14 protein-coding genes are annotated in these 20,302 nt (G+C 47.8%); all 14 read left to right on the top strand.

The window, feature by feature from the left end:
- The first annotated feature begins 179 nt into the window (after window positions 1-179).
- Window positions 180-1,178, top strand: coding sequence for a rod shape-determining protein (locus KJS57_RS02985; protein ID WP_211022662.1), 999 nt, complete (start codon window positions 180-182; stop codon window positions 1,176-1,178).
- A 106-nt stretch (window positions 1,179-1,284) separates the two neighbouring features.
- Window positions 1,285-2,181: a flagellar hook-basal body protein gene (locus tag KJS57_RS02990; RefSeq protein WP_213653703.1), complete on the top strand. Its 897-nt coding sequence runs from the start codon at window positions 1,285-1,287 to the stop codon at window positions 2,179-2,181.
- A 28-nt stretch (window positions 2,182-2,209) separates the two neighbouring features.
- Window positions 2,210-3,028 (top strand): flagellar hook-basal body protein, encoded by an 819-nt coding sequence (locus tag KJS57_RS02995; RefSeq protein ID WP_211022660.1) that lies wholly within the window; start codon window positions 2,210-2,212, stop codon window positions 3,026-3,028.
- Between the two features lie 10 nt (window positions 3,029-3,038).
- Window positions 3,039-3,242 (top strand): DNA-directed RNA polymerase subunit beta, encoded by a 204-nt coding sequence (locus tag KJS57_RS03000; protein WP_213653704.1) that lies wholly within the window; start codon window positions 3,039-3,041, stop codon window positions 3,240-3,242.
- A gap of 510 nt (window positions 3,243-3,752) precedes the next feature.
- Entirely contained in the window at window positions 3,753-4,175 is a 423-nt protein-coding gene (gene fabZ, locus KJS57_RS03005; protein WP_211022658.1) for a 3-hydroxyacyl-ACP dehydratase FabZ, read from the top strand.
- Window positions 4,176-4,212: 37 nt separating this feature from the next.
- The gene (locus KJS57_RS03010; RefSeq protein WP_213653705.1) at window positions 4,213-5,931 is read left to right on the top strand and encodes a phospho-sugar mutase; all 1,719 of its coding nucleotides are present in this window, start codon (window positions 4,213-4,215) and stop codon (window positions 5,929-5,931) included.
- Between the two features lie 26 nt (window positions 5,932-5,957).
- A complete protein-coding gene (locus KJS57_RS03015) occupies window positions 5,958-7,976 on the top strand; it encodes a DUF5693 family protein (protein ID WP_213653706.1) in 2,019 nt (672 codons plus the stop codon).
- Complete coding sequence (csaB, locus tag KJS57_RS03020) at window positions 7,949-9,082, top strand: polysaccharide pyruvyl transferase CsaB (protein WP_213653707.1); 1,134 nt, start codon at window positions 7,949-7,951, stop codon at window positions 9,080-9,082. The genes KJS57_RS03015 and csaB overlap by 28 nt, the downstream gene beginning before the upstream one ends.
- A gap of 53 nt (window positions 9,083-9,135) precedes the next feature.
- Complete coding sequence (locus KJS57_RS03025) at window positions 9,136-9,858, top strand: WecB/TagA/CpsF family glycosyltransferase (RefSeq protein WP_213653783.1); 723 nt, start codon at window positions 9,136-9,138, stop codon at window positions 9,856-9,858.
- A 112-nt stretch (window positions 9,859-9,970) separates the two neighbouring features.
- Window positions 9,971-11,092, top strand: coding sequence for a glycosyltransferase family 4 protein (locus tag KJS57_RS03030; protein ID WP_213653708.1), 1,122 nt, complete (start codon window positions 9,971-9,973; stop codon window positions 11,090-11,092).
- A gap of 196 nt (window positions 11,093-11,288) precedes the next feature.
- Window positions 11,289-11,666 (top strand): hypothetical protein, encoded by a 378-nt coding sequence (locus KJS57_RS03035; protein WP_244861361.1) that lies wholly within the window; start codon window positions 11,289-11,291, stop codon window positions 11,664-11,666.
- A 202-nt stretch (window positions 11,667-11,868) separates the two neighbouring features.
- On the top strand, window positions 11,869-15,828 hold the full coding sequence (locus KJS57_RS03040; RefSeq protein WP_213653709.1) for an S-layer homology domain-containing protein: 3,960 nt from the start codon (window positions 11,869-11,871) through the stop codon (window positions 15,826-15,828).
- A 142-nt stretch (window positions 15,829-15,970) separates the two neighbouring features.
- Complete coding sequence (locus KJS57_RS03045) at window positions 15,971-16,312, top strand: hypothetical protein (RefSeq protein WP_213653710.1); 342 nt, start codon at window positions 15,971-15,973, stop codon at window positions 16,310-16,312.
- Between the two features lie 509 nt (window positions 16,313-16,821).
- Window positions 16,822-20,250, top strand: a complete 3,429-nt coding sequence (locus tag KJS57_RS03050; RefSeq protein ID WP_213653711.1) for an Ig-like domain-containing protein — start codon at window positions 16,822-16,824, stop codon at window positions 20,248-20,250.
- Window positions 20,251-20,302 lie beyond the last annotated feature (52 nt).

The raw sequence follows: 20,302 nt of genomic DNA on the forward strand, positions 1-20,302 counted from the left end.
GATTGAACACCTCCCCCAAAGTATGGTATTTTTAAATATGGTATGAGATTGTGGATTTATATCTCATTTTCCCGAGTTTTGAAGGTTTTTTCGCAGCCAGATGTCGAATTACGGCTCCGTAATTCGGGGAAACTTTTACCATATATTTGTCATAAAATACGTTCTGGGGGAGCATCGCGATGATGAGCAAGGATATTGGTATTGATTTGGGCACAGCCAATGTGCTGATTCATGTCAAAGGAAAGGGAGTAGTCCTCGACGAACCGTCTGTGGTTGCGATCGACAGTGACGCCAAACGGGTGCTTGCGGTCGGTGAAGATGCGAGACGGATGGTTGGCCGTACACCGGGAAATATCATTGCGATTCGTCCATTACGGGACGGAGTTATTGCCGACTTTGAAATTACGGAAACGATGCTCAAGTATTTCATTGATCGGGTAGGAGGCAGAAGCTGGTACAGCCACCCCCGTATTTTGATCTGCGCGCCAACTAACATTACTTCAGTTGAACAGAAATCGATCCGCGAAGCGGCGGAACATAGCGGTGCCAAAGAAGTATTTATGGAAGAGGAACCGAAGGCTGCGGCCATCGGCGCAGGAATGGACATATTTGAACCGAGCGGCAATATGGTTGTCGATATCGGCGGAGGGACGACGGATGTGGCGGTGCTTTCCATGGGAGACATCGTCACGGCTTCGTCCATTAAAATCGCCGGGGACAAGTTTGACGCCGCCATTATTAAATATATTAAAACGAAGTACAAGCTGCTGATCGGGGAACGGACCGCCGAAGATATCAAGATCGGCATCGGAACGGTACACCCTTCGGGACGGGTTGCGGAAATGGATATTCGGGGCAGGGACATGGTATCCGGGCTGCCGCTCACGATTACTATCACTGCGGCTGAAATCCAGGAAGCGTTGACCGATCCGGTATCTTCTATAGTAACCGCGGCAAAATCAGTGCTGGAGCGTACTCCGCCGGAACTGTCCGCCGACATCATCGACCGGGGCGTTATTCTGACAGGCGGAGGCGCTCTGCTGAACGGGCTGGACGAGCTCTTGATTGAAGAACTCCGCGTACCGGTTTTGATTGCCGAAGATCCGATGCACTGCGTCGTGAAAGGAACCGGCATTATGTTGGACAATTTGGATCGGGTTATTAAGAAAAAATTCTGATTATCCGATATAAATATAAGATATGTTGTTGGAATGAATGATCCTGAATATATAACCGCAATAATTGTTGCGGTGAAATAGATGAGTCAAGTATGGAGGTTTGCCCATGTTAAGAGGACTATATACCGCTGCATCCGGCATGATTACACAGCAACGCCGGCATGATACGGTAACGCAAAACATCGCCAATATCAATACGCCTGGCTACAAACAGGTTAATGCCGTCAGCCACTCTTTTCCCGATATGCTGATTTCGCTCGTCGGGGATAAGGAATCAGGGAATGCGAAGCGCATCGGCAAGCTGTCGACCGGCGTGTTTGCGGAAGAAAGTCTGGCCTCTTACGTACAGGGGGATTTGAGAGAAACGGGCAAGGCGTCCAATTTCGGACTGTTATCCAGCCTGAATTTGAATGACCCCGCTACCGGATTGCCTATTCCTTTTGACGCTTCAGGTAAATACCTGAGCGAAGACGGAGAGGTTATATACCGTCCGGAGGCTTTTTTCTCGGTGCTGGACAATAATGATCAGGTCCGTTATACTCGGGACGGTAATTTTACGGTGAATGCTGCAGGTGATTTGCTTACTTCGCAGGGGCAGCGGGTGCTTGGAGTTGACGGGAATCCGATCGTATTGCCTGCTGGAATGTCGATCAATCAGGTTCAAAGTGATGCCGTCGGTAATTTTGTTTATTATGAGAATGGAGTCGCTGTCCCGGTCGCCAGACTCGGAGTGGCGGTAGTCAACCGGCCTCAAGAATTGGTTCGAGAAGGCAATGGCGTATACCGGGCTGAAGATCCCGAAGCCGCGGATATTCGCATCGGGCTTACGGTGGAGGATGAAGCTGCAGTCCGTCAAGGATACCTGGAGACTTCGAATGTGGATACCGCTCAGGCCATGGTTGATTTGCTTGCTGCCCAACGTGCGTACGAATCGAATCAGAAAATTATCCAATATTATGATAAGAGCCTGGATCGGGCGGTAAATGATATCGGCCGCGTCTAGACCAAGTTTAAATTAAAGGAGGTGCCATATGAATAACTCCATGATCAGCGCCATGGTGTCCATGAACGGGATTCAGCAGCGTTTGGATTTGCTTTCCGACAATATCGCCAATATGGATACTACGGGGTATAAGCGAAAGGAAGCTTCCTTTGAAGACACATTGACCCGTGTCCAGAAGCAGACTTCCAAGATGGAGCTGACTGGGCGGGCAACACCCTCCGGTTTTGATCTCGGATTCGGTTCCAGAATGACGTCGATTACGAGCAATTTCACCCAAGGTTCCATTAAATTAACCGATAATCCAACGGATCTTGCTATTGAAGGAAATGCATTGTTTGCGGTGCTTACCGAGAGCGGGAAGGCTTACACCCGGGCCGGCGATTTTCATCTTCAACAGGATCCTTCTGATCCTGAATCCACATACCTGGTCAACAATATGGGTCAATTCGTATTGAATGCGGATGATGAACGTATTGCGGTCCCGGCGGGTTCGAAGCTGCAAATTGACGGACAGGGAAATATCCGTGCGGTTTCCGGAAATGAAGTGAATGATCTTGGGCGGATTCAATTGCTGACTCCAATACGGCCGGAAGCCTTGGAACAGGTTGACGGAAATCTGTTTGTACTTGCTTCCGGTGCAGTGGAAGCGGATGTCCTGAGTGAAACGGCGTTGCTTCCTCAAGCTCAGCAGGCCCAGATCCGGCAAGGGGCGTTAGAAGGCTCCAATGTCAATCTGACGGATGAAATGGCGGAGATGCTGCAGGTACAGCGGGCTTATCAGCTTGCGGCCCGGGCGCTCTCGTCCAGTGAAACCATGATGGGCTTGGCCAATAACTTGCGCGGGTAGGTGGACTTTCATGACCGAAGAGAATAGCCCGGCTGTTGCAAAACGGTCCGGGTGGATCACCCTCCTGCGAATCGTGCTTGTACTATTGTTTCTGGTAGTGGCCTTGGTCGGCGGAACGGTTGTCGGCTATGTGGTGTTAGGGAAGCAGGAGATTGGCGGCGTTTGGCAGTGGGAAACCTGGCGGCATGTGTTCGACTTGGTTTTCGCACCTTAGCCTGCGGCCTGTTGATTAAGAGTTATTATATAATGGAAGAAATATGAATAAAAAGTTACAGAAACTCCCGGAATCGGGAGTTTTCTTTTTAAGGCCATAAAATGTATAATGATGGGGGACTGTCACCAGTGTGAAAATCAAAAGGGCTTTATCCGAAAGCGGTATAGGCCGCCTGCGGATAAGCCCCTTATCTTAACCTCCGCTTCTGCAGACGCGAAGGATAATTACAGTGTGGCCGTCCGCCTGATCTTTTATACGAAACTTTAAGAGGTTGTTCAAAAAGTCATCTTTCCACGACGAAGCAGATCATGAAGCGGATTCGACGTCGAATCTTGAATTCAGCCGGGCCTTCCGTTGCTCACGTACCATATGTACGCTCCGCTACTCAGTCCCTAACTTCATCCAACCTTCTCGGCCCTGCAAACCTGACTTTTTGAACACGCATTTTAAATCCGATGTCTAAGCATAACCAATTTGAGATTTATGAAAAATGGAAAGGGGTATTACATAATGCTCGATATCAAGCAAATTCAGGAGATTATTCCGCACCGCCCGCCATTTCTGCTGGTGGACCGGATCTTGGAGATGGAGGACGGCAAGAGAGCCGTCGGGATCAAGAACGTAACGATCAATGAACCGTTTTTTGTGGGTCATTTCCCCGATTATCCGGTGATGCCAGGGGTACTGATTGCTGAAGCTTTGGCCCAGGTAGGGGCAGCTGCGATTCTAAATGTGGAGAGCAACCGCGGGAAGATCGGTTTCCTCGCCGGCATGGACGGCTTCCGTTTCCGCGGACAGGTCGTTCCGGGCGACCAGCTTCGCCTGGAAGTGGAAATCACCCGTATGAAGGGCTCGATTGGCAAGGGCAAAGCAGTCGCCAAAGTCGATGATAAAATTGTCGCAGAGGGCGAAATTATGTTTGCGTTATCCTGAGTTAGATAAAATTTTGTTTAGGAGGACTTTTGAAACCATGACTGAGTTGAACTTGAACATTAGAGAAAAAGTAGAAAGCTGGCTGAACGATCCTTCCATCGATGAGGCAACCAAACAGGAGCTGCGCGATTTGGACACTAATCCATCCGAACTTGAAGACCGGTTTTACCGGGAGCTGGAGTTCGGTACCGGGGGGCTTCGCGGCGTAATCGGCGCAGGCAGCAACCGAATGAACCGTTACACGGTTGCCCGGGCTACCCAGGGGTTTGCAAAATATATATTGGAGGAGCATGGCGATAAGGCTGGCCAGCCATCGGTGGTCATTGCCCATGATTGCCGTCATTTCTCTCCGGAGTTCGCGCTGGAAGCCGCGCTTGTTTTGGCCGGAAACGGCATTGTTGCCAAATTGTTCCCGTCGCTTCGCCCTACGCCGCAGCTGTCCTTTTCGGTGCGCAGTTTGAAGGCAACCGGTGGCATCGTGGTTACGGCGAGCCATAATCCGCCTGAATATAACGGTTATAAAGTGTACAATGCTTCCGGCGGTCAGCTCGTGCCTCATGAAGCGGAGCGCGTGATCGGGAACATTCAGGCGTTGACGTCGCTTGCTGAAGTGAAGCGTCTTAGCCGTGAAGAGGCCGAAGCCAAGGGATTGCTTGTATGGCTTGGAGAAGCGGAAGACGAGGCTTTCGTGGAAACGGTAGCCGCAACCAGCGTAAACCGCGAGTTAATGGTTTCGGGTGCGGCCAAGGACGTCGTTGTGGTATTTACGCCGCTGCATGGAACCGGTAATCTTCCGGTCCGTCAAGCGCTGCAGAAGCTCGGATTTTCCCAGGTTCATATCGTTAAAGAACAAGAGCTGCCGGACGGCAATTTCTCTACAGTGAAATCTCCGAACCCGGAAGAGCGCGAAGCCTTTGCTATGGCGATCGAGCTTGGTAAACAGGTTGGCGCTGACATTCTCATCGGTACGGATCCGGACGCGGACCGTATGGGCGCGGTTGTAAAGAATGCGGACGGAGAGTATGAAATTTTAACCGGAAACCAATCCGGATCTCTTCTTGTGCATTATGTTCTTAGTCAAATGAAAGAAACCGGAAAACTTCCTGCGAACGGCGCGGTCGTCAAAACGATCGTTACGAGTGAGCTGGGAGCCGCGATCGCCCGTCATTACGGGGCAACCGTATTTAATACGCTGACCGGATTCAAATATATCGGCGAAAAGATGAACGAATTCGAAAAATCGGGCGAGCATACTTATTTGTTCGGTTATGAGGAAAGCTATGGATATCTGGCCGGCAACTATGCCCGGGATAAGGATGCCATCGTAGCTTCGACATTGATTTGTGAAGCGGCGGCTTATTATAAACGCCAAGGGAAAACGTTGATCGATGTGTTGGAGGAGCTGTACCAATCATTCGGATATTATCGTGAAACTCTAGCATCCCGGACTTTGAAGGGTAAAGACGGGCTTGCGCAAATCGGCGCGCTGATGAATGACTTCCGCAGTAATCCGCCTAAGAGTATCGCGGGTGTCGCGGTGACGGATCTGCTGGATTATTCGCAAGGACTGGACGGCCTGCCTAAGGAAAACGTGCTGAAGTTTCTTTTGGAGGACGGCTCATGGTTTTGTCTTCGTCCTTCGGGAACGGAACCGAAAATTAAATTCTACTTCGCGGTACGCGGCACATCGAACGAGGATGCGAAAGCGCGCCTTGCCCGATTGCAAGATGAAGTGCTGGCTCGCGTAGATGCATAATTTTTTACTTTTGAGGAGGTACCTTTGTGATTCGAAGTTGGCAGCGGTGGAATGACGCTTCCCGCAAGTGGTTGTGGATCTTGGTTATAGTTGGTATTGTGGCTTCTTTGCCTGTAATCGTACAGCGGGTACAAACGGAGTCGTCGGCAAATAAGGTAGAGTTTGTTTTCAATTATCGGGGGTTGCTGGACATTGCGTCTTATCAAGCCAATCCGGCAGCTTACATGGATGAACAGCTGGAACGCCTAAAAGCGGCCGGCGTTAATACGATAGCGATGTTTGAAAGCACGCTGGATGAATTGTCGAAGGCGCGCCGGATTATGGTGTTTAACGCGCTGGATGTGGCAAAGATGACGCAAACGGTCGTTTCTCCTGAGGGGAATTATACTTATATCGCTTTTACTAGTACGGAGAACGAACAAGAGCTGCGTCCTATGATCGAGGAGACGTTCCGTAACCTGGACATTCCCGTGATGCCATGGCGGTACCAAGACCGTGAAGGGCTTGCAATCGGTTTGGGAATGGAAGAGGCGGTAATGAAGCCGATGCAGATGGATCCTTTTGCATTCGCAATGTTGCGTGACAAAGGCTTCAATATTCTCCCACGGTTATCGGATAATATCCGTTATGACCAGGATGCCCTGGATCAGGAACTGTCTTTTTTAGCGGAAAACGGAGTGAAGCGTATCCTCTTTGACGGGGAGTCCGTGAAGGGGTATCAGGATAACGGTGCTATGAACAGTCTGCAGGGCTTTGCGGATCTGTTGAATAAGCACGGTATCGGTTTGGCAGCCATCGAGAATTTGAAGGCTCCGCAAAAAGGATTGAATACACTGGCCTATTTGACGGATTACAATATCGTACGTCTGCATTCTTTGTCCGATACTGAGGCTGGACAGGATAAGAAAACTTTGTCCGACCGGTTCGTGCTTGCAACAAAGGACCGGAATATCCGGATGATATATCTGAATGCTTCGCCTTCCAAGGATGCGGCTAAAGCGGCTATCACGAACCCGATCAACAATTTGATCGATTCGCTGCAAGGTCCGGAAGGGGCAATTCAGCGCATTCAAGATAATGGTTTCGAAATGGGACAGGCAGAAGCCTTTGAAATTCATGATTCTTCTTGGCAGAAATACCTAAAGGCGTTTGTTGTTCTGGGCGGAGTTGCTTTCTGCGCTTTGCTGGTTTCTTACTTTATTGCTCCATTGACACTGCTTGTTTTCCTGCTGGGCTTGATCGGTTCCGCCGGACTTTACGTCCTGAAGCCGACTCTGTTTGAGCAGGCGTTAGCTTTGGGCGTTGCCATCAGCGCGCCGACGATAGCGACGATCCTTGCGATCCGCAAGGTTAAAGAAATCAAGGGGGCTCATCCCGATATTTCAGCCGGGCGGAGATTGACCCATACGATCGTTCTTTATATTAAAACAGCGCTGATTTCGCTGGCGGCCGTTCCGTTCGTAATAGCGCTGCTGAATAACATTACTTACAGTCTGGTGCTTAATCAATTCCGCGGGGTAAGCTTGCTTCACTTGGGGCCGATCTTTTTGATTGCCGTTTATGTGTTCCTGTATCAAGGTTCTTCGGTATGGCAGGAACTGCGCAATTGGCTGCGGATGCCGATTACGCTCATTTGGGTCGTTGCCGCAGCCGTGCTTGGTGTCGCCGCTCTTTACTATTTATCGAGAACAGGAAATGCCGGTACTCTCCTTCCGGGAGAAGCCTGGTTCCGTTCCTTCCTTGAAAATACGTTTGGCGTACGCCCGCGGAATAAAGAGTTTTTGCTGGCGCACCCGCTGTTTATTGTAGGCATTTTTGCTGCTTTCCGTTATCGGTGGGCGTTGTATGCCATGGTCATTGCGGTAATGGGACAGCTATCCATGGTCGATACTTTCGCGCATATCCACACGCCGGCAGTTCTTTCGTTGATCCGTGGTGTGCTGGGTCTCGGACTTGGTCTTATCGTCGGCCTGATCGCCGTGCTCATATGGCATATTATTGAAAGGTGCTGGGATAAATGGTCGCCGCGTCTTCTAAAACCTTAGTCCTGTCGGGATATTACGGATATCGTAACAGCGGGGACGAAGCTGTACTGCAGTCAATACTCTCCGCCTTGGAGCATGAAGGACAGGCGGCGGGTATGAAGATCACTCCGGTCGTTTTATCCATCGATCCTGAATGGACTAGCCGAACTTATGGCGTGAAGTCCGTACATCGGATGAAACTTGCCGAGGTAAGGAACGCTATAAAGAACAGCGACGGCCTGATCAGCGGCGGAGGTAGCCTGCTTCAGGACGCCACCGGGCTCGGCTCGATTCCCTATTATTTGGGAATTATCAAGATTGCCCAATGGTTGGGCAAGCCGACCTTCATTTATGCGCAAGGCGTAGGGCCGGTACGCCGGAAGCTGTTCCGTCCCTTTATCGCATCGGTGTTCCGCCGCTGCGAATACATTTCGGTGAGAGATCCGGAATCGGCCGAGCTGGTGCGCAGCATGGGCATCCGGAAGGAAGCCGTTCAGGTCGTCCCCGATCCGGTGATGGGGATAGTCCTGCCGGAAAAGGAAACGGTCCCTGCAGGTGCGGCCGACTCCGGCGAACTTCCGGTAGTCGGGGTATCGGTCCGCCTCTGGAACTCCGAGCGGACCGAGCTGGCGAAGCTGGCCGAAGGCCTTGCTTCGCTCAGCCGCCGCGTTCCGGTGCATATCCGTTTTCTGCCGTTTCATTTCCCTGGCGATGACGAAGCCTCCCGCTTCGTCATGGAACGCCTAGGAAACCTAGCAGAACACGGAAGCACCGTCAGCATTGCGGCGGAGACGGAGCATCCGTACGAGATGCTCCGCGAAGTAAGCCGCTGCCGCCTGCTTGTTGGAATGAGGCTGCACAGCCTCATTTACGCGGCTTCGCAGGAAGTGCCGCTGCTCGGCGTTTCCTATGATCCGAAGATCGACCAATTTATGGGGCGCCTCGGCAGCGTGCCTGTCGGCACGACCGAGGAGCTCGATCCCCGGATCGTTGCCTCGCAAGCTGAACGGCTGCTGCTTGAGGGCGGGGTCTGGCGCAAGTCTCATGCTCCGAAAATTGCGGAGCTGAAGCGCGAAGCCCGGATCCCCGCGCAGCGCATTGTTGAACTTTTACAGAGCAAAGGGTGAGCAAGGTGAAGACGAAGCAAAATGAGGCTGAGGTTCTGCCGACGGTATCGATCATGGGAATCCCAGTCTGCAAATGGGGGATGAAGGATACGGTCAAGTATTTAACGCAAGCCGTTAATTCAGGCAAGCCTCATCAAATCATTACAGCCAACCCGATCATGGTAATGGCCGCAATGGAAGACCCTTCCTACAAACAAATGATGCAGAAGGCCGAATTGATCGTCCCGGACGGTACCGGCGTAGTATGGGCCGCACAAAAAGTCGGTGAACCGGTGGCCGAACGCGTAGCCGGATTCGATCTGCTTCATGAATTAATGAAGGAAGGGGAGCGGCACCACTGGAAGGTGTATCTCCTTGGGACGACAAGCGAAGTGATTCAGGAAGCGGCGCGACGGTTAACTTTGCAATATCCGGGAACGGAAATTGTCGGATTTCGTGACGGGTACTTCGGTCCTGATCAAGATCAGGAGGTTATTGATGCCATCAAGGCGGTTTCGCCTCATCTGCTGTTTGTAGCCCGGGGCGCCGACACTCAGGAGCCATGGATCGGAAAATACAAACAGATTCTGGGCGTGCCGATCATGATGGGAGTTGGAGGAAGCTTTGACATCATTTCCGGCAAAACCAAGCGGGCGCCGATGACCTTCCAGAAGCTTCGCTTGGAGTGGTTGTACCGCCTGTTATCGGAGCCTACCCGCTTCCGGAGGATGCTTGCGCTGCCGAAATTCGTAGTGCGCGTACTGCGTGAGGGAGAAAACCTGACGAAAATGGGCTAAACCATTGAATTATTGACCGAAACAGCGTATTATTGCTCAAATACGGAGGTTGTGTTTCTCCTGAAACGGAGTATAATTCATTCCGGCAGAATAAATGGGGGTTGAAATACACATGTGGATGATTTATACCATCGGGTTTATCGTCTCGCTCGGTCTGGCACTGGGATTGACGCCATTCGTAAAGAAGTTTGCCGTTAAAGTCGGCGCGGTGGATGTACCCAATGCTCGAAAAGTGCACACAAGAATTATGCCGAGACTCGGTGGATTAGCTATTTTCTTATCTTTTGTGATTACGTTCTTCCTGGTTCTACCGTTTCTTCCGGAAAGTTTTTCGGTACGCGAAGTGAACTTCGTCAAAGCCTTTCTTGTCGGCGGAACCATGACTATATTGCTTGGTGCGTTCGACGATCGTTTCGATTTGCCGGCCAAATTTAAATTTCTCGTTCAAATCGCGACGGCTTGCGTTGTCGTTTTTGGATTTGATATCCGCCTTGAATTTGCAAATATTCCTTTTCATACGTATGCTTCGGTTGAAAGCTGGATTGCGATTCCGTTTACGATTTTGTGGATTGTCGGCGTCACCAACGCCATCAATCTGATCGATGGACTGGACGGTCTGGCTGCAGGGGTTTCTGCCATAGCGATCGGTACGATCACCGTCATGGCATTCCTGATGGGCAATGTCGTGGTTGCGTTGCTGTGCCTGTTGCTGCTTGGCAGCATCATCGGTTTCCTGTACTTTAACTTTCACCCGGCCAAAATATTCATGGGTGACTCCGGGGCCCTGTTCCTCGGCTTCAGCTTGGCGCTGCTGTCCTTGCTCGGTTTCAAACAGGTAGCGATCGTGTCGTTCCTGACACCGTTGATCCTGATCGGAGTACCGCTTTCGGACACGTTGTTTGCCATCGTGCGCCGCTGGATGCAGAAGAAACCGATCTTCTCGCCGGATAAAGGCCACTTGCATCACTGCTTGCGCGAGCTCGGCTTCAGCCATCGCCAAACCGTGCTGATCATTTACGGCATCGCCGCCTTCTTTGGCGTATTGGCTGTCATCCAATCGTCTGCGGCCATGTACAACGCCAACTGGGTCACCTTCGTCGTCATCTGCGTCATGGTGTTCTTCCTGCAAATCGGAGCCGAGGTGATCGGTCTGATCGGCAAAACGAAGCGCCCGCTGCTCGACTTCTTCGCCCGCCTGCGAATGAAGGCCGGCGCAGAGGAGAGCTCCAAGTAAGATCTACCTGCAATATTGTATCTTCGATGACAGCAATTATACGTTTATATGGGACAACCCCCGTCTATGCTCGAACCGAGCGGCGGGGGTTGCTGTTTAATTATAAAGCTGGCGGAATACACTCGACGTGATTCGCCATATTGGGGTATAATAAGTTCACTTATACAAGCTAAACGAATGGAAGGGAGTTCTTCGAATGAGCGAACAACTACTCCATCAGATACTACAGAAGCTGGATCATATTGAAGCTGAGCAAAGTTCTATGAAGGTCGATATGAACTCAATGAAGTCAGATATGCAGACAATGAAGTCGGACATCCTTGGACTCAAGGAAACGCAGGAACTCATGCAAGTACAACTTGGTGAGACTAACGCGATCGTTCGGGCTATCCGGGATCGTCAGGACGAAACTGACGCGAAACTAGACGCCCTTAGCATGGATGTCCATAAGCTTCATGGAGAGCTCACCTCGGTAAAAGCAACCCAAGACCGGCACGAGAAGATTTTGGACAAGCTGGCTACCCGCTCTATTGAGCAGGAAGCCGATATTCATCAGTTGAAGTTGGCGAAATAGTCTTTTCATATCAGAATGGCCCCTGGCTAATCGCCAAGGGCCATTTTTTTTATTTTGAATTCTTTGAATTTGCCCGATCCTTTTTTGCCAATTTTTCTAAAATAATGCCACATCGTGACCGATAACAACACTATACGACTTTTGGACGGTTTCCGACCAATTATAACGGAGATCACGACATATTAATAAAGGAGAGATAAGCATGCAACGCTTTAGAAAGCTTTTCTTATGGTTCGTAATGGCAACATTGCTCATTACATTGATCCCGCCGGGCATGGTTCAGAAGGCCAGCGCAGCTACGGCCGCCAATTATTTTATTCCGGATGACGTAACTCTGAGAAACACATCCCTTTTGACGCTTGGCCCAGGTTCTGATCAAATCCAACGGGATTCCAGAATGTATTTGACAACAAGCGCCACTGTTGATTTTTCCGGTACTTATTCACATGTAACTGAGGAAACATTGAAGGTAAAAGTTGAGCGTTTGACTATGAATTCAAAGACGAATACATGGGAAACGGATAGTTCGCAGTTTAAGAATGGAAGTATTTCCAGAGACACGTCATCGACGGATTACTCGCAAAAGTTTAAAGTGACGAATCTGTCTCTATTCCCTGGATTCAACAAAATCACGCTATCGGGTTCCCAAAACGGGATCACACGCGAGGACACCTTCTATATTCTATTTGATCAGGTGCCTTATGTACAAGATTTGAAATTGTTGGGCTCCAGCTACGGTACGATCTATTTGAACGAAGGCGCTGAGGTGGTTTCGGATAAGGATAATGTATCGATTTCCGGAGAAGTGAAGAATGCCACGGAAGTTACCGTTAGTGTGAATGGCGGTACAGGACTCGTAACGACGCTTACGCAAACGGGTAAGTTTTTCTCCCCTGCGCTTAATCTGGTTCCCGGTTCTAATAAGATCGTAATTACCATCAAAAGTGGTGCCGATTCGGTAGCCATTGAACGGGCAGTTTATTATTTTGATAAAACTAAGCCGTTTGATTCTATAATCCTGAATTATAATGCGCAAAACTATGATGTAAATAACAAAGTTGCAACAGTAACTGACAATAAGACGGCTCCAGTGACATCCACAGGAACGATTAAGTTCTCGGTGTTGCTGAATGATACAGGTAATTCATTCGGCAGTAAGGGAACGGTCACTCTTACGGATATTAATGGTGGGTCGGCTCCAGTGACTACCTTTACAGTGACAAAAGAAACCGAGGTCCCTGCTCCTGATGGAACGACTAAAGCCTACAGAATAGTTGACGTCGAAGTTCCGATTACCTTTTCCAACGGCGATCAGAAGTTTAATTTAAGTCTTCAATATGACAATGTGTATTCCACCTTTGCGAATATTAACTTTAAATATTTGCCGGGCGAAGCGACGATTACTCACCTGAAGTATATGAAAGACAATGCTACACCTCCAGCAGACATCAACACCTTGCCTAATCTGGATGGTACCGAAGCGGATAAAGAGAAGTTTTATATTTTGGTCGCAGCTGATCAGAACTTTGCACCTGGCGACTTGACTGCAGTGTACATGCCGAAAGGTAGTATCGGGCCGACCTTGACCCATATCAGCGGCTCTGGAAACCAGCATGTCTACGAGGTTAGCGGGTTCTCAACGGGTAAACAACAAGTGAAGTTCTCTATCAGAAATTCTGCAGCCTCCAAAACGGCAACGATTTCTTACTCGACAAAGAACTATATCTATGTTGAAGGGCTTTATGATGGTCAGGTTATTACCAAGGATTCCAGTGATTCTGGGCAGCTCAGTGTAAAGATTTCAGGGGAATATCGGGATTTTGAGAACTTATCTAGTCCCCAATTCTTTGTGAACGGGATTTCCAATGATAAGCTGACTCCTGTGATCGTGTTCAGTCCAACGACGGCGTCTCCTAAGTTTTCATTTACGCTTCCAATCGATATTTCCGGTCCACTCTATTATGGAGAAAACCGGATCAAGTTCACTGGCGTTTCGATGGATGGCAAAGGTAACTCTAGAACAGTCATCAAAGAATTGAGACTGTATATTCAAGATACGAATGTATCAAACATTACGGTATTCCGGCCGAAAGTTTTTGATCCTTCCGTAACTTTTAGCGGGTTGAGTCTGGCTGATACCAGTGGTGCAAATACCGATTTGACCAATATTTTATCAGGTTCCCCGGAGTTCAAGTTTTCCGGTGATAAGTATGAGACTAGCGCACAAAATTATGATTTGATTATTCAAGGATCAGGAGCCAGAATTATTAATTTGTTACTCGGCACGGAAAGTGTCTTTTCTTCGCAAACGGACGCCCCAGTTGGTGAAAACCTGGATACGCTCTTGACTAATACGGGCATGACGGAAACGAAGATCGTTACTGGTTCCATTGTTCGCAGCGGACAATCAACGCCGTTACAGTATGACCTGGCTGTTTATAACGGCAAGTTCGTACTTCGGATTAAGAATATTTCTTTGGATACGTTGGGAAGTCAGGTGTACAACCTGGAACTGATCAATTCGACAGGCGCACGTACATCGCAAAGACTTGAGATTTCTCGGGTATTGGCACCTTATCGGATTTTGTCTCCGGTCGCCACAGTAGGCGATCAAATCATTGTGAATAAAAACTTTGTAAGATTTGATATTGAAGCAGAAGGCGCAACTCAAGTTCTTATTGGTAAAGATGAGGCGATTAAACGCACTGATTTGCCTGATAACGCACCGGCACGGTTCATTTACGATTACGTTGGACTGAAACCGGATAAATCCAATAAAGTTAAGATCCAGATCGTTCGCGGCGATGAGACGCTGAATGAGACGATCGATGTGTACTATACAAGTGCCATAGCTGTAGACTCTCAGTACATGACTGAGAAGGCAGCTAATAAGTATAGTGCATTTAATAAAGCGTTGGAGCTTTCTTTCCCTAAAGGTACGGTTTTGAAGACGGCAAATGTATCCGAAGGTTCGGTAACGAAATTCTATCCGGATAATAAGTTGCTATTCGGGATTGCCGATCCTAAAAATGGTATTTTAGAACGTCGGAATGATTATGGAAATACTTTTAATGTTGATAAGGATGAAAGAACGCCTAACGGCCTTGCTACACTTACTCTTCCAGAAGACCTGGTTGAATTCTTCAACTCGACGGCGAGGAACAGTAACTTTACACGAGTTTCGAATGTTTTCTGGATTCACGGCGGTATTGGTGAAACTGGAAGCGGAGATACGTACAAACCGGCAACCAATGGTCTTCCTCCATACTCGATCCTTCCACAGTACTCTGATTCGCAAAATTTCAGGGATGTGATGATCAGGGAGCCAGAAAGAAAGTTAGTTCCTAGTCAACGTGGGACTTTGAAGCTTCAATATGACAAGAATGTTGTGGATGATGCCGGGACAGCGGTAACCGTATTCCGTTTCAATGAGAATTCCGAATGGGAAAATCTCGGAGGATCGGTAGACACCAAGAATAATACCATTTCTGTTCCATTCGACGATTTCGGTTATTATATGGTAATGAAACAAAGTCGTGGATTTAGTGACATTACAAACCATCCTTGGGGACGAAATATTCTGAATGCCTTGTACTCGAAAGGCATAATGTCGAATGTACAAGCTAATGCTTTTGGAGCAGATGACTTAACCACTCGTGGTGAGTTTGCTACTTTACTTGTAAAAGGTTTGAATATTCCGTTGAACTACGACAACAAGGTTCAAACTTACTTTGACGTCGTTCCTGGTGCAAAAACGGACACTTGGGAATTCAAATACATTGAGACGGCTTCAAGAGCTGGAATTATTACAGGAATTTCTGAAGGATACTTTGGGGTTGAGGAGCCTGTTTCAAGAGAACAAGCAGCCATGATGGTGGCTCGTGCACTCAAGCTGAAGCTGCCGACCAACGATGACAAGCTGAACTCGGCGCTGGCCAAGCAATTCCTTGACTCGGGCAAAATCGATCGTTACGCGCGTCCGGCGGTTCAAGCAGTCTATAAGGCTAAAATCATGGATGGACAAAGTATAACTACAGCGGGAAGCAAAAAGGCTTCCATTAACTTTAATCCAAAGAATAGTATGACGAGAGCTGAAGCTGGAAAAATCGCTGTAGAACTTCTCAAGAAAAGCACAAGTATTTTTCCGAAAAACTTAAGCTAATCTAATGAACTGCGAGCCTGTCTATGGGGGAGATGCATAGGCAGGCATATTTTTTCCAATTACATCATTTTGTAATTTGTTGGAGATTAAGATACAATAGCAATTGTAGTAGATATTTTTGCAAAAGGGTGAAATTATACAGATGAAACCGATCATGGCAAAACCGCAGTTGGGCTACTCGAAAGCTAAGAGAAAGTTTGAGGATAGATCCCGGGTATTAGAGAAGAAGATTGAGGAGACGGCCAAGCTGCAGGAAGTCACTCAGGAGGTTATGGAAAGCCTGGTACTCGAAACGGGTTTTCATGAGGCGTTTAATGATTTGCGTGCAGCTGAGAATGAGTTGATTGAATGGTCTCATATGACAATGACGCATGAGAAGACTTATAGGGACAACAAACAAGCTATTGACGATATGTATGCCAAGCTTGGGACAGATCCGCAAATGCGCACACGCATTATCCAGCTGGCGATGAGAGTAAGATAAATAGGAAGCCCTTTCCTCATATTATTCAAATCAGGCGTCCATTTTGGACGTCTTATTTGAGTTTGATCTACATAGATTATGGGTATTGATAATGGAAAAAGTTGCTTAGTGACTGACAATTTTAAGGATGTTATACTAATTTCCGTCAGACGGCATTGGAGTTAAAATGTTGTAGAAGTGGTGAACCTTAGCAAAGGTAACAATCTTGCAATTTTTTTTCGAAAGGCCGCAACTTTTTCGAATCTCGTGCGTTTAAGATGTAGAGCATTGACAATGATGACCAATTTAGACATCCTAGCATGTTCCTCATGGGGAAACTTGTCTATCTATTAGAAAAATTAGCTTTACGGCACTAGGGACTCATTGTATAATGTCTAGGTAGGATTAGGAAACTAGTCTATTTCTACATTTTATTCAGTATGGTATGGTTTACAAGTTTCTGCGGCTCCCGTCGCAGACCTAATTTATAGGAAATCTGCTCAGGCTCTGGAAAGGGGGTGCAATGGCTAATGAGTAACACGAGCTATTCATTTAAAGAAAATTCTCATGCGATAGTTAATCAAGGAGGAGAAAAAAAGGTTATGAAGAAAATTTTATCCGTAGCTCTGTCTACAGCAATGGCATTCTCTATGTTTGCTTCCGTAGCATTCGGTGCTGATGGTGCTAAACTGACAGACGAACAACAATTTAACGCATTGAAAGAAGCTGGTATTTTGACTGGCTATCCAGATGGTCAATCCCACCTGGAGAAAGCACTGACTCGCGCAGAACTTGCTAAAATCATCGTTAAATCCATTGGTTTGGAGCCAGTAACTGGCGTAGCAACTTACAAAGATAAGAACTACACAGTTAACCACTGGGCAGCTCCTTTCATTGAATCCGCTACACAAGCTGGTATCCTCAATGGTAAAGACGCTACTAAGAAATTGTTCGATCCTACTGGCAATGTAACAGTACAAGAGCTTGCAAAAGTTCTGGCAACTGCTCTGAAACTGGACGTTCCTACTGATGCTAACAATACTGCTAGCGCATGGGCTAAAGGTTATGTAGCAGCGGCAATTAAAGCTGGTTACCTGCAAGAAGGTATCAACTACCAGGCTAACGCTTCCCGCTCCCAAGCAGTAGTTGCAGCATATGCAATCTACGAAGCAGCTCAAATTCCTACAGTAACTAAATACGAAGTTAAGGACAGCAAGAACGTTGAGTTCACGCTCTCCAATGGCGATGTAGTTAAAGTTGCTCTGGAAACAGCTCTGGAAGCTAACAAAGCTACCGATGTTAAATTCACTCATAACGGTCATGACTACACACACAGTGTGACTTATGTTGTGACAACTGCTACTAAAGTTGAATCTGCAAGTGCATCGAACCTGAAGGAAGTTGACGTGAAGTTCGACGGTAAAGTAGATCAATCTACTGCTACCAACAAAGACAACTACACGCTGAAATCCGGTACGGTTGATTCCGCTACGCTTCTGGACGACGAAATTACAGTTCGTTTGGTTGTGAAGGATGCCCTCGCTAACCAAAAGGCTAACAAAGTAACGGTTAAAAACGTTAAAGCTGGCGACAAAGTGATCAACGGTGACGTTGAATTCACTCCGCTTGACAACGCTTTGCCAGAAGTTGTAGAAGTTAAGGCTCTTGGAACGAAGGCTGTTAAAGTCGTATTCTCCGAGCCAATCAAGAAAACAACTCAATCCAACTTCAAACTGGATGGCAAAACTTTCTATGGCAACCCAACTGACGGTTCCAGAGAAGTAATCCTGACTCCATATGACTCCAGCTCACTTGCGGTTGGTGAACATACAGTGGTTGTTGCAGGCGTTGAAGACTACTTTGGTCTGAAATCTTTGAGTTCCGAACACAAATTCACAGTGGTTGAAGACACTCAAGCTCCAACGGTTGCTAAAGTTGAAGCAACACTCGAAAGAGTAGTAATCACTTTCAGTGAAGAAGTGGATCCGGACACAGTAAACAAAGACAATATTTACTGGAAATCCGGCGACACCAAGAAGAAAGCTGCAAGCGTCAAGAAACTCGCTTCCGACAAATACGAAGTTGAATTCAACGCTTCCGACAGACTGCCTTCTTACGAAACAACGCTGTATATTGAAAACGTGAAGGACTACTCCGGCAACAAAATCACTCAAACTGAAGTTAAAGTGAATGCAACTGTTGACCAAACTCGTCCGGAAGTTACTGAAGTGAAATCCAACAGCGATGTTCCAACCGAAATCAACGTAACGTTCTCCAAAGCTGTAGATGCGGCTGACCGCAAATACTACACTGTGAAGGACAAAGACGGAAAAATTGTTCCGATCAAAGACGTTGTTAAAGCATCCGGCAACACAACAAACCGTGTGTTCACTATCATTCTTTACAAAGATCTGCCTGAAGGCACCAACACGCTGAAAGTTTCCGGCGTAGCCGACCTGACAGCTCTGAAGAATGTTATGATCGACCACACAACTGATATCAAAGTTGGCGACGTAACTGGTCCTAAATACCAAAGCGTTTCCGCAAACAGCGCAACAAGAACGGTTGAAATTGCATTCAACGAGAAGATGGATCTTGGCAGCATCGGTACACTCGACAACTACCGCGTAGTAGTGAACGGTGTTGAAAGAGCAATGCCAGAAGATGCTGAAGTTACTCCAGTTCGCGATGGTAAATCCGTTCGCATCATTCTGCCTGAGAAGATCGGCAACACTGTCGTATCCTTCACAAAGAATGGCGTAGCTGGCACAGTTTCCGATGTCGTCGTAGCAGGCGTGAAGGATGCAGCTGGAAACGTAATCCAAGGCTGGACAGTTCATGTTCCGCTTGCTGAAGTAGCAGCCGCTGTCAAAGCTTATGACAACGACATTGCTCAACCGGCAGTTCTGGATGCTAAAGACACAATTAAAGTAAGATTTAACCAACCAATCAGCTCGATCAACACTACTGACTTCGTTCTGAGCGGTGGTACAATCAATTCCGTTTCGATCGACGGCGACCTGGTAACGCTGAAAACTAGCGACCTGGGAACTGCGGCAAATGTTTCTTTGGCATTGAAAGCTGACAACACTGCCAAGGCTGGAAACGGCAATGCGGTTGAAGGCGCGGCTAACATTGCAATCAAAGACAAAGTAAAACCTGAAGTTACAGCTAAAGACGGTTCTACTCTGTATGTGAACGGCAACGTAATTACATTGCCATTCTCCGAAGCTCTGGATAGCGCTACTGCATCCTTCTATGCTAACGACCTGGTTGTTACTCGTTACACTGACAGCACTACGCTGAAAGTAAGCGAATATTCAACTGCAGTTAGCGGCAACAACCTGTTGATCACAATCAAAGACGGTAAAGCTGCTGGTCTTGAGTACACTGTACAAGTGAAAGACGCCAAGTTCATCAAGGACCTGAGCGACAACACTGCAGCTGACTCCGGAACTTATGTAGCATTCACAAATGGCGTTAACAATCCGGCTCCAGTCGTTACAGGTGTTGAGAACGGCAAAACTTACAATGGGAGTGTAACTCCTGCCAGCGCAGATGCCGACATCAAAACTGTAGTACTGACTAAAGACGGCGTAGTTGTACCTTACACTCTGGGCAATACAATTGCCGGCAACGGTGCATATGTACTGACTGTAACTGACAACGCTGGTAACCAAACTGTAGTTAGCTTCACGATTGCAGTCGTTGCAACTGACGCAATCACAAACGCTGCAGCGAAATTTGACGGGTTTTTGATGACTACTGTATCTGCAGATCTAGACGCTGAAGTTACAAGCGTTGAAATCTATAAAGGTGCAAACAAGATCCAAGATCCTAAACTTTCCAACGGCAAACTGGATACTCAACTGCTGGGTGTAGCTAAAGGTGACGTTCTGAAAGTTGTTGCATACAAAGGCACACAACAAGTTGGTACGGTTGACGTAACAGTGCAATAATCCTTCTGACAGATTTTTTAACCATACAGTTGGTGCATAAGCATCAACTGTA

This window comes from Paenibacillus vini (assembly GCF_018403325.1).
In the GTDB taxonomy this organism is placed as follows: domain Bacteria; phylum Bacillota; class Bacilli; order Paenibacillales; family Paenibacillaceae; genus Fontibacillus; species Fontibacillus vini.